This window comes from Moorena sp. SIO4G3 (assembly GCF_010692305.1).
GTDB classification, from domain to species: Bacteria; Cyanobacteriota; Cyanobacteriia; order Cyanobacteriales; family Coleofasciculaceae; genus Moorena; species Moorena producens_A.
In genome coordinates this window covers 1-16,076 of the sequence record NZ_JAAHIG010000055.1, presented here as the reverse complement: position 1 = coordinate 16,076, position 16,076 = coordinate 1, and the positions used below count along the sequence as shown (strand labels likewise).

Annotated in this window: 13 protein-coding genes; 6 read left to right on the top strand and 7 right to left on the bottom strand. The window is 43.6% G+C overall.

Annotated elements, in window-relative coordinates:
• Positions 1-182 precede the first annotated feature (182 nt).
• Genes F6J99_RS12945 through F6J99_RS12935 form a run of 3 tightly spaced genes read left to right on the top strand, consistent with a single transcriptional unit; the run spans position 183 to position 2,833 of the window.
• Positions 183-824, top strand: a complete 642-nt coding sequence (locus F6J99_RS12945; protein ID WP_293113272.1) for a hypothetical protein — start codon at positions 183-185, stop codon at positions 822-824.
• A 13-nt stretch (positions 825-837) separates the two neighbouring features.
• On the top strand, positions 838-2,049 hold the full coding sequence (locus F6J99_RS12940) for a BtaA family protein (protein ID WP_293113271.1): 1,212 nt from the start codon (positions 838-840) through the stop codon (positions 2,047-2,049).
• A 31-nt stretch (positions 2,050-2,080) separates the two neighbouring features.
• Positions 2,081-2,833 carry a class I SAM-dependent methyltransferase gene (locus F6J99_RS12935; RefSeq protein ID WP_293113270.1) on the top strand — a complete coding sequence of 251 codons (753 nt, stop codon included), beginning with the start codon at positions 2,081-2,083 and terminating at the stop codon, positions 2,831-2,833.
• A gap of 134 nt (positions 2,834-2,967) precedes the next feature.
• On the opposite strand, the gene lnt is transcribed toward F6J99_RS12935, so the two are convergent.
• From lnt to F6J99_RS12910, 5 genes are all read right to left on the bottom strand, one after another.
• Entirely contained in the window at positions 2,968-4,947 is a 1,980-nt protein-coding gene (gene lnt / locus F6J99_RS12930) for an apolipoprotein N-acyltransferase (protein ID WP_293113286.1), read from the bottom strand.
• A gap of 65 nt (positions 4,948-5,012) precedes the next feature.
• A complete protein-coding gene (locus tag F6J99_RS12925) occupies positions 5,013-5,168 on the bottom strand; it encodes a hypothetical protein (RefSeq protein ID WP_293113269.1) in 156 nt (51 codons plus the stop codon).
• The gene (locus F6J99_RS12920; protein ID WP_293113268.1) at positions 5,152-6,384 is read right to left on the bottom strand and encodes a glycosyltransferase family 39 protein; all 1,233 of its coding nucleotides are present in this window, start codon (positions 6,382-6,384) and stop codon (positions 5,152-5,154) included. Before F6J99_RS12920 ends, F6J99_RS12925 begins: the two co-directional genes overlap by 17 nt.
• Before the next feature lie 270 nt (positions 6,385-6,654).
• Complete coding sequence (locus F6J99_RS12915; RefSeq protein WP_293113267.1) at positions 6,655-8,448, bottom strand: serine/threonine-protein kinase; 1,794 nt, start codon at positions 8,446-8,448, stop codon at positions 6,655-6,657.
• 74 nt (positions 8,449-8,522) lie between these two features.
• Positions 8,523-9,440 (bottom strand): branched-chain amino acid transaminase, encoded by a 918-nt coding sequence (locus F6J99_RS12910; RefSeq protein ID WP_293113266.1) that lies wholly within the window; start codon positions 9,438-9,440, stop codon positions 8,523-8,525.
• A gap of 215 nt (positions 9,441-9,655) precedes the next feature.
• On the opposite strand from F6J99_RS12910, the gene F6J99_RS12905 reads away from it, so the two are divergent.
• Positions 9,656-10,309, top strand: coding sequence for an FHA domain-containing protein (locus F6J99_RS12905; protein WP_293113265.1), 654 nt, complete (start codon positions 9,656-9,658; stop codon positions 10,307-10,309).
• 75 nt (positions 10,310-10,384) lie between these two features.
• Positions 10,385-12,409, top strand: coding sequence for a mechanosensitive ion channel domain-containing protein (locus F6J99_RS12900; RefSeq protein WP_293113264.1), 2,025 nt, complete (start codon positions 10,385-10,387; stop codon positions 12,407-12,409).
• 786 nt (positions 12,410-13,195) lie between these two features.
• On the opposite strand, the gene F6J99_RS12895 is transcribed toward F6J99_RS12900, so the two are convergent.
• Positions 13,196-14,641, bottom strand: a complete 1,446-nt coding sequence (locus F6J99_RS12895) for an NAD(P)/FAD-dependent oxidoreductase (RefSeq protein ID WP_293113263.1) — start codon at positions 14,639-14,641, stop codon at positions 13,196-13,198.
• Positions 14,642-14,789: 148 nt separating this feature from the next.
• On the bottom strand, positions 14,790-15,407 hold the full coding sequence (locus F6J99_RS12890; protein WP_293113262.1) for a glutathione S-transferase family protein: 618 nt from the start codon (positions 15,405-15,407) through the stop codon (positions 14,790-14,792).
• 249 nt (positions 15,408-15,656) lie between these two features.
• Between F6J99_RS12890 and F6J99_RS12885 the strand changes: the two genes are divergently transcribed.
• Positions 15,657-16,076: XdhC family protein (locus F6J99_RS12885; protein ID WP_293113261.1), on the top strand; the 420-nt coding region annotated here is incomplete at its 3' end.

Sequence of the window (16,076 nt, the reverse complement as noted above, 5' to 3'; positions counted from 1 at the left end):
GTCGGTTGAGGGGTGAGTGTTCCATCCGATCCAACAGCACGTTATTCCGGACATAATCACAATAATTATTCCCAAAAATACCACTATAGGCTAGAATTACTCTGTCAAAAAAAAATGAATCGAGATCGAAACTGAGGTTGACTCTCGAGTTCACATTTACTGTCATTGAGTTGAATAAGTTGATGTTAGATTCAATTAGATTGACAAGCTCTCGCTCTAGCCCACCCCAAAATTTGATTGAGTCTCTCTATCCATTTAAACCAGGAGATCTGATTACTTTTTCTGGACTGAAGATCGATGCTGCTCTGATTCGATGGTTGACCGGAAGCGATTACAGTCATACGGCGATTGTCCTGGATACCGATCTGGAAGGGAACGGGAACGGAAAGGTGGCGATCGCTGAGTCCACAACTTACACAAGTTTGCCCGATTTTAGAAACCAAAAATGTAAACCAGGAATACAAATTCACTACCTGGAGAATTGGCTCAATGCTTATCGAAACTACGGAGGAGCCTGGTGGGTTCCTTTGGCAAAACCATTAACTTCAGAAGGGATCGATAAAATGCAAAATTGGCTGTGGAACCTTCATGAGCGCCAAGTCAGGTATAGCTGCTGGAAGTCGATCGGAGCTTGGCTGAAAGTTAACCGATATTTGGTTGGTGCTGATAGCCAGAACATACAAAGAATATTTTGTTCGGAACTGGTAACCCAAGCCTTACAAATCGCAGGCTCAATCGATGGCTCGGTTCTGGCTTGCCAGCAAACACCTCAAGAAGCAGTTACTTTTCGATGCTTTGAGGCTCCCGTATTACTGGAAATTTAATCAGGGTTAAACCGTGTTATTAAAATTGCAATCAATCAAAGATATCTGGCGATATCTCGGTTTTAGTTGGGTACATCAGCAGAATCTCGTTTACGTTACCTGCTGGGAAGATCCCAGACTCGATCGTGTTGCCTTAAACTTGCAAGCTGACGATACCGTTGTCGTGATTACCTCTGCGGGATGCAACGCTTTGGAATACGCTCTCGATGCACCAAAACAAATTTACGCCATCGATGTCAATCCCAAACAAAATGCGTTGCTAGAACTCAAAATTGCGGCGATTCGAGAACTGGATTTCGAGCAATTTTTTCAATTGTTCGGTCGCGGTAGGTTGGAGCAGTTTAACGAGATTTATACTCAAAAGCTGCGCTCCCATTTATCTTTACCATCGCAAGGGTATTGGGACAAACAAGGAACTAAATTATTCGACAGCGGACGCTCGTTTTATTTTAGAGGAACTACGGGTAATTTTGCTTTCGCTATTAACTACTACATTGATCGCATCCTGAAAATTCGCCCCAGTTTTGATGCCATTCTCAATGCCAAAACCCCAGAAGAACGCCAGGAAATTTACCAGCGCGAGATTGAACCTGTATTTTGGAAAGATTATCTCTATCGCTTCCTCAATAGCGATTTAGTCCTGTGGATGCTCGGTGTTCCCGCACAGCAACGTCAACAGATGGAACGCTATCTCGACGAAGGAAGTATCGCGACCTTTGTACGCCAACGGTGCGAAAATGTCTTTACTCGGATCCCCATTCAAGATAACTATTTTTGGCGAGTTTTTCTGAATGGAGAATATTCCCCCGATTGCTGTCCCCAATATTTAAAGGAAGAAAATTTCCTGCGCCTAAAATCCGGGTTAGTGGATCGCATTCAGGTGGAAAATAGCACAATAACCAATTTTCTGGAAAATTGTCAAGCTCGAATTTCTCGCTTCGTGCTTCTCGACCACATGGACTGGCTGAGTCAGTATAATCACGAAGAATTGCAAAAAGAATGGCAAGCTATTTTGACTAGAGCAAGTGATAAAACTCGCATTTTGTTTCGCAGTGGGGGATTCAAAGTGGAATACCTTGATTCGGTGCAAGTGCGTTATGGCGGTAAAGACCGATTTTTACCAGACTTATTGATGTACAATACTGAATTGGCTGACCAATTGCACCCACGCGATCGCGTCCAGACCTACGGCAGTTTTTACATCGCCGATTTGGTGACTGCTTAAAACTATTTCCACTGGCGAGGGAAGAGAAAAAATGAGCGTTTTATCCGACTTGATTAGCGATATCAAAACGGTTTATCATCTAGCCAAACCGATCCGAGGGGATAGCCATCAAGAGCGATTGGAAAACTTTTATCGTACTCAATCAACGGATTACGATCGCTTTCGTCGGCGTTTGCTAAAAGGACGAGAAGAACTTTATCAATCCCTTGCCGATAGCGATAGCAATGGCTGTGTCTGGGTTGACTTCGGGGGCGGTACGGGGTCGAATTTGGAATCCATTGCTGATCGCCTCTCTAATTTTAGTAAAATTTACATTGTGGATTTGTCCCCTTCCCTGCTGAAAGTGGCGCAAGGGCGAATAGCCGATCACGGCTGGACAAATGTAACCACTGTCGAAGCCGATATCACTCAATTTTTACCGCCAGAAGGGGTGGCGGATATCGTCACTTTTTCCTATTCTTTAACTATGATTCCCGAGTGGTTTGCGGCCATTGAGCAAGCTGAAAAGATTTTGAAGCCAGGGGGAATGATCGGGGTTGTGGATTTTTACGTCTCTCACAAACATCCCCCTCAAGGATGGCAACGTCATTCGTTTTTAGCTCGTCACTTCTGGCCGATTTGGTTTGCCACGGATAACGTTTTTCTTTGTCCCAATCGCCTAGGCTACTTGCATCATAAATTTGATACTGTGTCTTTGACAGAAAAGATGGGAAATTTACCATTCCTACCTGGGTTGAAAGTTCCCTATTATAGGTTTATTGGTCGCAAACGAGCTAAAACTTGAAGTTCCTCTAATGGGGCTTAGTGGTACAAAAGGAGTTATTTTAGCCCCGGAAACCTTGACGCTTACTGCAGCAAAACCACTACATGTTTATTACTACCTTGTCAAGGAAATAGGCAAATTAAATCCAATGCTGTTTAATTTACCAAGCCAACACTAACTCCAAACCAACCCAACACCAACCAGCCAATTCCCCCTAACCCTAATAACACCGGAGTCAACCAATTCCCCCACTGCACATACAATGTCTGAGTCTGTCGTCGATAAATCGTATCTGCGTGCAACTGATAGGTATTAATCCCCGAGAGCCATAGTGTTTTACCATGGGGGTCTACAATACCGGAATAGCCCGTATTGGTTGCTCTAACTGTCCACCTATCTGTTTCAATGGAGCGCATCACATCTTGAGCATGGTGCTGGGCAGGCATTGTATTACTGTAATGGGCATTATTGGATGCAGTTAGGATAAACTGCCCACCAGCGGCAACTTGATAGCGGAAGTGCTCAGGAAAAGCTGACTCATAACAAATTCCTACCACTGCTTGACCAAAGGGTGTTTCTAATAACTGGTCAGGCTTACCTGCTGCTAAGTGAGCATCAAGAGGGGATAATCGGTCAATTAAACGTCCTAGGAATTCTTCAAAAGGAATATATTCTCCTAAGGGCACTAATTTGACCTTATCGTAACGGCTGAAGGTCTCACCAGTACCGGTGACAGTAAACAAACTATTGGTAAAGCTACGCCCTATTTGCCCATAGCCTCCCACCCAAACTAAAACCCCTTTATCTAAAATTGCTGAGTAGAAAGAACTAACAGTGCGCACCTGTTCTTGCCAAAGAAAAGGTAAGGCAGTTTCAGGAGTTAGCACTGCGTCTACTTTTTGATCTGCCAATGTCTGGTAGCCAGTAGTGTAACCTTTTATAGCACGCCGCCAGCCAGCGGAGTAAAGTTTGATTTCATTGGGGATATTTCCTTGAATAATACCAACTTTAATAGCAGAATCTTTTGATTGCTCAATTGGTTGGTTATACAGTAACCATCCCAGCAGATGTAAGCTAATTAATAACCCGATTGCTATACCCAAAAGGGTTGAATGTTGGAGGTTTTGAGGGGTTGAATGTTGGAGGTTTTGAGGAGTTGAAGGTTCAAGGTTTTGAGGGGTTGAAGGTTTAAGGTTTTGAGAAGTTGAAGGTTCAAGTTTTTGAGAGGTTGAAGGTTCAAGCTTGTTGTGATCACTTTCAACCTTGAAGCTGCCAACCTTGAACCTGTCAACCTTCAACCTGCCAACCTTCAACCTGCCAACCTTGGCCAAAAGGCCACGCTTTCGGCAAAGCCGACGCTGCGCGAACGCGAACAAATGATTAAGGGTTAACCCGCTTTCAGCAATTAAACCATTGACGGCGACAATAGCTGCTGTAACTGTTATTGGACCAGATAATTGACCGAGGTGCAAAATTATCAGGTTATGGGGACTTTGGGTATAGGCTAAGGAAGACCAGTACAGGGGACTCATACTCCACAGGGTTTCTATGCCACACCACAAGCCTGTACCGATTAGAACTCGTAAGCAGGAGGTTAAAATAACATAGTTTTGAGTGGGGGTAGGAAGATTTATATCAGGATTTATATCAGGATTTATATTACGTTGTTGTGTCGCTTTGGTGGATGGGAATTTACAGCGGTTTTCAGATGAATTGACCTCATTACCTTTAGCTGCAAGCCCCCTAAATCCCCCAATTCTGGGGGACTTTAACTCAAGAACCCCCCAGCGAGGGATTGCTCGCTGGGGGGCTAGGGGGGCGAAACTTGCTGTAATTGATTGAGTGATAGAGATTCCTATTGCCCAGACAGCTACTAGGAGTGCTCCCCAGAGGGTAATGAGTATCCAGCATAATAATGCGATCGCAATACTAGCTAGCCATGGTACCCCCATCCAGTCCATGGGGTGAATACCAGTAATCCAAGATAGAGCTAAGCCATGATAACCGATACCCCAGATCAGACCAGATAAAGCATTGCCACGAATACTCTGACCCCTGACTACTATGAACCATAGCGGCACTAGGGCAATCCAAGCTAGAGGCCAAGCTTCTGTTGGTGATGGTGTCAGTCCCATCAGGATGCCACCGATTAAGGGTAATAGAGCAGTTTTTAGTTTTGTGAGGTACAAATTTCTAGGGATTAGGGAGTAGGGAGTAGGGAGTAGGGAGTAGGGGTAATAGTTTGTTTAGTAATGATTACGGGCGCGGGTATCGATGGTAGTGGTAAAAAAATACTGTGTACCTGATGATTATGACAATTGCTATATATTAATAAAGTCTCAAGTTGGCGCACCACCTGCTACACGATACAACGTTGTGTAGTAATGCACTAGACCACTACCCACTGCTATGGCGTAGATCAGAGTTACTAAAACAGCCACTCGACGTTGCCAACGCCAAACTTGCATCAAGCCTGCTGCTAGAAGAATTAAGAAATAGGGGGATACAATTAGTAGATAGCGAGCTTTCCATATGGAACTGGAAACATAGGATATCAATAAGATAGATCCGGCAGGTAATAATGCCCACACTTTAATCCACCAGAGTTTTTTTGAGGGGTGCCTGCTCAATAAAGCGATCGCAAGCAAGCCGATTGCCATGGCCGTATATGCCATGTAATAGAACAAAGGTACAAGATTTGAGGTTAACACATGCTCCACAAGCCACTCCATGATAGACTGCTGATTGAGCTGTTTCATCAGGTCGTTGGCACTGATGCCTGACCCTAGTAAGTGTCTCAATGGCCAGAAAGCTGTCAAGTGGGTGACTTCAGAGACAATTAAGATAATGTTGGGTTTTGGGTATTGTGTTACCCAACCTTTGAGGAATTTAGTGGAAGACTCATTAACTGCTGATACTAAAGGAAGCCAACAACTCCCAATCAGCAGCAGCCTGATCCCAAAGGCAAATAATCGGCGCTTTTGATTACGAAACTGCCATGCAATTAATACCAGATCTGGCAGAAACAAGGTCACACTAACCGGAGTAGTCACAAGGGCTAGAAACCTGGCCACAGCCCACCAGTTGATCGCAGCAAACCTGGGATTTTCAAGGGCATGAGCGAGAGCTAAGGTACCCCCCAAACTTAAGAAGGGGATCAGGGTGTACATCCTTACCTCTTGGGCATGGTTGATAAACACAGGTGAGAGGGTTAGTAACAGGGCGGCAATCAAGCCAACTGGCTTTCCAGCTAAGCGACGACCCAGCAGGTACATTAGGAAGATACTGCCTAGTCCAAAAATCACAGATAGCCCACGCAACCAAACGGTGCTAGTGCTAAACTGCATCCAAATGTACAGGATCATGAAATAAAAGGGACGTGTCAGATTCTTCGGAGGCAGTGATATCCCACTCTGGGTTTTGTTAATGCTAAATAGCTCATCGTACCATAAGCTTTCTGTGCCGAGTTGATAGAGGTACAACCCAGTAGCGACTACTAAAATTAAGCCGATCGGCATCCACTTCTGGAGCCAATTTGCTCTTATTCCAAGTGCTGGTGTATTCAGTTTCATGGTGATGCACAGTTAAGTAAAATTAGTTAACTAAAATTAGGGATTGCAATCGCAATCCTAGTACTCTGTCAATTTAGTTTTGAAAATTAGGATAAGGTGTTAGGTGTTAGGTTTTCGTATTTAATCCCTAGCGCTATCCGGTCTAATGCTTAATACCAATTAAACGTAATAGTAGAGGATTTTCCCGTTTCTAAGACCAAAACCCAAAATCTTTATCAGATATTTAAATAAATATCTAATCTTTATCAAATATTTATTTTTCCTGAGTGATCAACGGCCTAATTGTTCCCTTGCCTGCTGACGCAGATTCTTAGCATTGGGGTGATTCGGCTGGATTTGAAGTGCCTTTTCCATGGCATTGATTGCTTCCTTGTATTGACCTTTGGCCCAATAGGCTGCCCCTAAATTACTCCAAGCATCGGCAGAATTAGGATTGAGTTTAGTTGCCCGATTATATGCTTTTATGGCATCACTGTAGCGCTCGAGTTTATGGAGGGCTACTCCTCGGTTAATCCAGGCGTCAGCAAAATCGGGCTTGATAGCGATCGCTTGCTCGTATAGAGTTAGGGCTGCTAGGGTGTCTTGCGATTCGAGAGCTGCACCTTTACTCCACAATGCTTCTGGGTAGTCAGGTTTAAGGGCAAGGGCTTGATCGCAGGCAGCCAGTCCTTCTTGAGTACGCCCCAAGGAATTGAGGCTATAGCAACGACCCCAATGAGCTTCAGCTAAATTTGAGTCCCTTGCGATCGCTTTGTCGTAAGTCATCAGTGCTTGCTGGTACTTTCCTGCTTGCCGCAAGCTCTCCCCTTGGCTGTTTAATTCTGTTGCAGTTGGTTGTGTTTGCGGGTTAGATGTCGATTTCGCAGCTGATTCGGTATCCGATTCAGGAATAGTTTTTTGGACTGAGGTGGTAGTCGTACTTTCAGGGGTGTTGCTAACTACCGCTGGGGTTGCAGGTTTTGACTCAGAGCTGGTGGTCGAACTTTCGGCAACGGTATCCTTAGGGGTGTCAGTTTGACTGACAGGTTTGGGAACTAGAAAAGTCTTAGTTCCGATCACAGAAATACCAATACCCATCCCTGCTAAGACAGTAATCATCAACCAAGGCTTCATTAACCATCTTCGGATGATCTCTGATCTGGCCTGGGTTTGTGCTGATGTTGCTGAAACAGAAACAGTCTCTTCCGGAACTGTAGCAGACATAGCTATTGTTGGTGCAGCAGTTAGCCTCTGAACTGCTGCCAAGGCTTCTACTGCGGTCGGATAGCGGTCACGGAAATCATAGCGCACCATACAGTCGAGGATATCCGCTAATTCTGAGTTAACTTGGGTGTTAACTGGGATGCGATCGCGCCAGTTAATTTCCCCTGTTTCGGAGTTTTCTTTCAGGAACTTGGGATGAATTCCGGTTAATGCCTGGATGCCTACCATACCCACGGCATAGACATCACTGCTAAAACGAGGATTGCCACCGAACTGTTCTTTGGGGGTGTAGCCATAACTGCCAATAGCAATGGTTTTGGTTTGGCCTGTTTCCGGATCGATAATCTGGGTGCTAGCTTGCTTAACTGCCCCAAAGTCAATCATGACAATTCTATTATCCTTGCGGCGGCGGATCAGGTTTGGGGGTTTGATATCACGATGGATCACACGTTGCTCATGGACAAATACTAGGACTTGTAGAATATCTTGCAACAGAGCAATCACTCGATTTGATTCCCAAGGCTGACGGATTTCTTGGTTGAGGGGTTCTCCATCAATAAATTCTTGCGCCAGATAAAACTCGTGATTTTCCTCAAAATGCGCCAGCAACTGGGGGATCTGATCGTGGTTACCCAGCTGGTAGAGGACTTGGGCTTCTCGCTCAAATAGGCGTTTGGAAATTTCCAAACACTCAGGATCGCTCACCTGGGGTTTGAGCTGTTTAATCACACATTGGGGAGTTCCTGGCAAGTGCAAGTCCTGTGCCAGAAACGTTTGACCAAAGCCACCTGCTCCCAGCTTGCTGATAATTTTGTAGCGACCGCCTAAGGGGTTTGGGGAATTTATCAGTTTATTGTTCATAGTTTAGCTTTGATTATAATCGCCATCCCAGAAGTCGCTACAGGTTTACAGGGTTCTATAACCCTAACTTTAGTTTAATTATCAATATTAACCGTATACACCCAGTCTTTGTATTTCGGTTCCCGATTTTCGGTAATTTTTGCTAGCATTTCCTTGAGCTTGTCGGTTATTGGTCTGTTTGGAGATAAATGATAGTTTTCAATTCGTTTAACTGGGGTGATCTTTGCCGCTGTCCCACTCAGAAATACTTCATCCGCAATAAATAGTTCTGATTTATCGACTGGTCGTTGTATAGTTGGCAAGCCCATGTCTTTAGCAAGGGTCAGAATACTATCCCGAGTAATTCCTTCTAGGATATCCTGATCGAATCCAGGGGTAATTAGCTGCCCATTTCTAACCACAAAGATATTCATCCCAGAAGCTTCCGAGACTTTCCCCTCAGAATTCATCAAAATGGCTTCATCAAAGCCAGACTCTACCGCTTCTGTTTTCGCCAAGGAAGAGGTAATATAAGCTCCACTAATTTTACCTCTCAAGGGTAAACTTTGGTCTTGTTGTCGATACCATGAACTAATCCGACAGCTAACTCCTTCAGGAGATAAATAATCGCCTAATTCTAATCCATACACAAAAAAGTCTTTGTCAATCTTATGGAGTCTCGGGGAAATTCCTAAATCTGACGTGTAGACAAAAGGGCGGATATAAAACGACTTAGTTGGTTGATTTTGTTTTATAAAATCAACGATAATAGTCTTGATTTTATCAGCAGGTAAATTGTAGTGTAATAACCGAGCACTATTACTTAGGCGTTGGCAATGGCGGTCTAACCGAAACAGTAAACATTGCTGTGGCTTTTCCGGCTCAGGGATACAGCGTAATCCGCCAAAAGCTCCAGTGCCGTAGTGCAAGGCATGGGTAGCAATGGAGATTTTGGCGTCAGCGAAAGGGACAAACTTGTTCTGAAAGTAAGCAATGGGCAAAAAATCAGGCATAGTTAAAATCAGTGCTTCAAAATTAATTTATCTCAGTTTAACGAGATGCTCACAGCATGGTCTCAATGGGGTTTAGCCTTGTTGTCACCCTCTCAGGGGGAACTGGCTCCTACCCAGGACCGATCCAAAACCCCACACCCGACACCCTATCTAAGTTTCACCCTTGTTGTCATCCCCTTAGCATCGGTGGATATGGTTGACAAAACAAATTTCATGTGCTAAGCAAAATTCAGCACTCACCACTGACCTACTCAGCACTGATCCACGATGTTCTAGTTAGCAGGAGTGAAATCTTGGCTGAACCGATTTATATTCAATTGACCTGGGAAGACCCAGAAACCGGCGAGTTAAAGAAACCTGTTCTGAGACCGCCAATTGCTGTTGGTCGAGAAAATGACCATTTGCCAGAACAGTTAGCAGGTCAATCTGTGTCTCATCTGGTACTTCTTGACAAGGAAATTTCCCGGTATCACGCCCTGATCACAGTGGCTAATACCCAACTCTATATTACTGACCGCAGCGCCAATGGCACGTTTATTAACGGGCGGAAGATTCGCTCTGGTATTCATCCTTTTTCAAGCAAGGACACCCTACGAATTGGTCCTTACAAGATTACAGCGACATTGAAACGGGAAAATGACCTGAACGCCACTGTACAAAACTTTGACCAGACGAATCTATTAGGTGAGAAAAATGTTTCCAACTCTCTGCCCAAGAATAAACCTGTGGTTTGGTTGATTGGCTTAGTGATACTGTTAATAATGGGAGTTGGCACCTGGGCCGTGGTCAGCGGTCTGCTGGAGGGGTTAAAACCAATACCAAACGAGGAAAACGATTCCTCTAGACATCATCTAGAACGGGTAGTCTAGAATACCTAATGCCCTCAACCAAAGGCGATGAGATTCTAATGTTATGGAAAATGAGAGCTAAATGGAAAGTAACCTATGGAATCTCTTATCAATGTTCGATTTTCCATTAACCCTTTCCCAAGGGCTAGGCTTCGGCGTTCCTTGGTATTGGTGTTGCTAGGTGTACTTACCCTACTGCTCACCCTATTACCAGCCTCTACCTTAGCACAGGAATTCTTGGCAAATGGTAAGGAGAAAGCTCCTGTGGTGGTGGATGGTATTGAGTTGTTTCAAGTGGGCAACGCTGGCAACTTTAGCGCTACTGAGCGAGCCGAGCTGATCAATCAGCGCTTAGCAAGGGAGGTGAAATCCCTACAAAAACCTGAATATGTGGACATTGAATATGTCGGGCAAAACGAGGGGATTCTTCGTACCAAGTTTACCGAGCGGATTCTGGTCACGATTACCAAGGCCGATCAAATTCCTGATACTGATCCTCTTGAGCAAGCCGAAAAATGGGAGAAGCTGATTGAAAGGGCAATCCGGCAGGGCAAACGACAGCGGATGCCAGATTATAGTCGTCAGGCAGTAAGGTTTACAAGCATAGTGCTGGTGTTGTTAATCCTGTTGTACTTGCTGTTACGGGTCTTCAGGCAATTTGCCTTGGGGAAACTGACCTCCTGGCTAGGGAATCCGGCTTCGCCTTTTTTCCCTTGGCACGACCCAGCTAAATTATTTCTCGGGGCAGCCCTGTTAGGGTTACAGCTTATCCTGTGGACTACAGTTATCTTAACCATTAGTGACCTATTTCCCCAAGTTCGCAGTTGGCGTTATGAACTGTTAAACTTCCTCAAGTCTCCTGTAATTGGTTCCGGAGAAAGCAAGTATTCTGCGATCCAAGTGCTGCTGTTGGTGGTATTAACCGTTGTGCTATGGTTTGGGGTTAGTGCCCTCACCAGGCTATTGAGGCGTTACATCTTGGGGAAAACTGGCGCTGATTCAGGGGTGCAAGAGGTGATTGCTACCCTGATCCAGTATGTCCTGACGTTTTTGGGCATGATTATCATACTCCAAAGTTCTGGGTTGGATTTAAGTTCCCTAACTATTTTTGCTAGTGTCTTAGGGGTGGGAATTGGCTTCGGTGTGCAAAATATTGCTAACAACTTTATCAGTGGCTTAATTATCACCCTAGAGCGACCGATTCAACTCGGGGATTTTATTAAGGTCAACGATTTGGTGGGAACTGTGCAGCGAATGGGTTCCCGCAGTACAGAGATTTGCACCTTGGATAAAGTGACAATAATTGTGCCCAATGCCCGCTTTTTAGAAACTGAGGTGATTAACTGGAGTCACGGTAACCCGATTTCCCGGCTCAAGATTCCTGTAGGAGTGGCTTACGGATCTGATGTGGAGCAGGTCAAGAAGGCACTGTTGGCAGCTGCGAAGAGTCACCCGGAAGTATTACTGAGGCCCTATCCCCAAGTTTGGTTTCAGGAATTTGGTGAGAGTGCCCTCAAGTTTGAGCTGTTGGTCTGGACTGGAGACCCCAAGCGGCAGCCTAAAATCAAGAGTGACCTCAACTACCGGATTGAGAAAAGTCTGCGTCGCTATGATATCCATATACCATTTCCTCAACGGGACCTCCATGTGCGATCGCCTCAGTTAGAGAAATTGCTGACCGCTTGGCTGGGGGAGCGTCAGCCAAAACCGCCAGAAAACCAACTCTATATTCCCAATGGGTATCAGTCTGAGCCCACCCAGGATTCCTTAGTTTCAGGTTTCCTAGAGCCGATCGATGACCTAGATCAAGACTCTTACCCTACGGCCCCTTTCCAAGAGGATATGATAACACTAGACATTGAAACCTTGGTCGAGGAAATGCGTCAACCAGGAGGGTTGGATATTCAAGACCGTCGCTATCGTCTCAATAGCTATGGATGCTGTTTTGTTGGGTCAGAAGCCGTAGATTGGTTGGTGAAACGGTGTAATTCTACTCGGGAAGATGCAGTGGCTATTGGACAGATACTGATTAATCGAGGTATTATTCATCATGTCGCAGATGATCATCCTTTCCGAGATGATTATTTGTTTTACCGTTTTTATCAGAGTGGGAGAGTTTGAGAGGGAAAAGAATACCCCGACCTAAGAGGTCGGGGTATTCTTTTCCCTCTCAAATAGTGTTAATATAAAAAGTAAGGGTCTCAAAAAAAACTGGGTATTGACCCTACTCAGCTACCCTCGGTGCGCGGGAAAGTTACGCCCATGGAGATAACAACCAACGGTGGTTGTGCCTGGGAATCCCCATTCCTCTTAGGATGGGGAGGTTCAATTAGATGAGAAATGAACTACCCCGCCCTGTAGAGGCAGGGCTGTTTCATTTTCATGAATAAATTGTCAAGTCAATCTGCTGAAAGGGCGTTGGGGTGCTAGGTAGAAGGTTTTTTTAAGGTTAAAAATACCTTTTTATTAATAAAAATTCTCCGACGGTGCACTTGACCCGTAATTAAATTCGCCACGGGTCGCACCGCTATCTCCCCACCTCCCTATCTCCCCACCTCCCTACCAATCACGTTTTAGTCGGACGCAAGAAACAGCCCTGCTTGAGCCCCCGGAGACAAAACCTTAGATAGGGTCGCCTTTATAGTTAGCAGGTTATGCAGATGCATGGTTAAATATTTTTTAATAGCGATGCAGCTTCGGAACAGGGGGTTTCCCCCACTCGCGCTTTGCATCAAGACAAGGCGACCCTATCTTACGGTAAATTCAAACCACTCGCGCTTTGCATCAAGACAGGTATGAGACCTCTGAAGCTTATACAGTCTACATTTTAGCTATCATGTCGCCCCCCACCTCCAATTTACTTCTTTTTGATTAACTGCCGTTCGCACTAATTCAGAAAAAATTATTCTAATTCATAAGTTTCAACAGTAAAGTCAATATTGCCAATCCTCCCAATATCGATAACACTTGAGTAGTCCTGTTACTTTTAGCAAGAATCTCCGAGTAAGATAATTCATGATTTTGAATCATTATGAACGAATGGGTATTAAATAAAAAAGGAAATAAACGATTCAATAATAAGCGCATAAAAAAGTTAATACTCCATATTTTTTTCCGTAAAGGGTCTTGATTATATTGCCAAGGATAACTAATTTGTCCTAAACGAATTAAGGATTTAATATCGGGTTGGCGTAGGTTTTGATAGCGAGGAAGTGCTTCAGAAAGATTATCTTTAGTTTCGGATAATATTTCCTGGAAAATATAGATATCTTCTAAAGCAGAATTAACGCCTTGTCCAATGTCAGGAGGAAAACAATGAACTGCATCTCCTAATAAAATTACGGCTGTTCCTTGACTCTCTTCAGGGTTTCCCCAGATTTGATACAATCCTGAACAATATTGAGGAATCGGAAATTTACCCCCCTCACTGGATGTGAATCTGGCTATTTCTTCAGGGTCAATAATTTTTTCCAGGGGAATCTGAGGAAATGCTTGTTTCAGGAATTGTTCAACGTCTACTGGGGTTTCTAGTTGCCAGATTTGATGATCAGGGTAGGTAATAATATTTGCAGTTCTGGGTTGATTCGGATTTTTCAAGGGTAATAAACCCAGATTAATTGCTTTTTTGCGCTCTTTAAAAGTAGACCGAATGGCATAAGCCATTGTAGATTGTGCTACATCTCCTTCTTGTTCTGATAGAGGAAATTGAGGAGGTAAGGTGAGAACTTTATATTTTAAACCGGAACTAGGAGAAGAAAACTTTTGCATTTCAAAGGAATTTGATTGACCTTTTTCCCATTCATGCAGAGTTTGACGCACAATAGAATTTAAACCATCACAACCCACTAACAGAGTAGGAGTCAGTGTCAATGGTTTATTGTCCCTAGATTGGGTAATAATTTCTAAATGCTCTAAATGTTGTTTAATCTCTATACATTCAGTATTAAATAAAACCTTAATTTCATCTTGCCAATAGTGTTTAATTTCTTGGTAAAGTAACTCTATAAAAGATGCTCTGGGCAGCCAGTAGGCAGTTTTGCGTTTAGAATCAGCAATGGGTAGTTTCGTTGTTTTTCGTGTGCCGTCTTTTTGAATGAGAGTAAAGTAAAAGTCAGTACTAGGGACACTCACATTAGCTAGTTTGGGCGTTAGTTTTAATAAATCGGTTAATTTTTGCCCCCTGCCATCAATTTGATAACTAAAGGATTTATCCGGTTCGTAATAGTCGGCTGAGGGTCTTTTTTCAATAACCGTAATATTTTTCCAGCCTCTTTGGGCTAACATTAAAGCTGCCCCTAATCCTGCAGGCCCCCCTCCGATAATCACAACATTTTTTTTGTAGTAGTGATTCATTTTAATCTCAATTAACGCTGACGATGGCTTGTAATTAAAAACCCAATCCTGTAATTATTCACTACTCATCTGTGAATGCTCCTGCATTTGCTGATCAGAAGCCTCTAAATTTCAGTTTTTTATTGTCCGTTTGTCTGGTGTTTCATACTTAATTTAACGGCATAGGAACAGTTGAATTTACCGACTCACGCTCGTGTAATTTATCGAACCAATTTCCTATGTTAGGATATTGCAAAACCCAATCTTCATTTAAGCGAAAGCTATAGTAACCCATGGAACATAATGCTGCTACATCCACTACTGTCCATGTGTCATCACCTAATAAGTATTGAGATTGGGCTAATTGTTGCTCAAAAATTGGTAAAAGGCAATTAATTGACGTTTCTAGTTTTGTTCGGTAGGGAGTCGGTTCGAGATTATTGGTCAAATTTAGTAGCCATAAGTTGATAATATTATCACCTAAATTATCTGCTAATTCTTCCCATTTACGACACTCAAGCCGTTCTCGAGGATTACTTGGGTAAAAACGAGGTTGTGGATAAGTTTCGTCTAAATACTCTGCAATTAATGTAGAATCCCAAATAACTGTACCATCTTGTTCTACAAACACAGGGACTTTACCAATGGGAGAAATTTCAATAAATTCAGACGGTTTATTCTTAAGATTAACGTCTTTGAGTTCGCAATCTATTTTTTTTTCAGCTAACAAGATGCGAATTTTCCTAGAAAAGTTGGATTGCTGGTGATAATACAATATTCTCGTCATCAAAGATCTCCACAAAAGCCACAAAAATTTTTACTTTACATCATTGAGCCCAAATTGTTAAGCTTGGCTATAAGAGGATATCTGAAAAGTTGTTTTATACTGAATTTTGCCCCCCTAGCCCCCCAACTTTGGGGGGAACAAGAGTCTATTTGCTTCTACAAGTCCCCCAAAATTGGGGGATTTAGGGGGCTTGGATGTAGCAAATGAGACTTCTCAGACAACCTCTAACGGGAGTGTCCAGCAGCCAAGATGAAAGAGCTAAATTCTATTCTAGCAGCATTCGTACACAGTCAAAACAACGATCAACAAGTATTTATTGCTACTGTTGTCAATGTTCAAGGCTCTAGCTATGGCCAACCTGGTGCGCGCATGCTGATCACATCAACTGGTAAAATGCTAGGAACCATTAGCGGTGGTTGCTTGGAAAATGATGTATTTGAGCATACTCGCGTTTTGATGCCAGATGGAAAACCCATAGTCGTCACTTATGATACCACTGCTGATGAGGACATTATCTGGGGATTTGGGCTGGGTTGTAACGGTGTGCTAAACGTCTTGATTGAGCCTCTAAATCAAGATAATACCCTTAATCCCTTAGCTTTTATTCATCAATGTTTCTATAACCAGCAGCAAGGTATTATTGCCACTGTTATTGCTGTGGAAGGTACG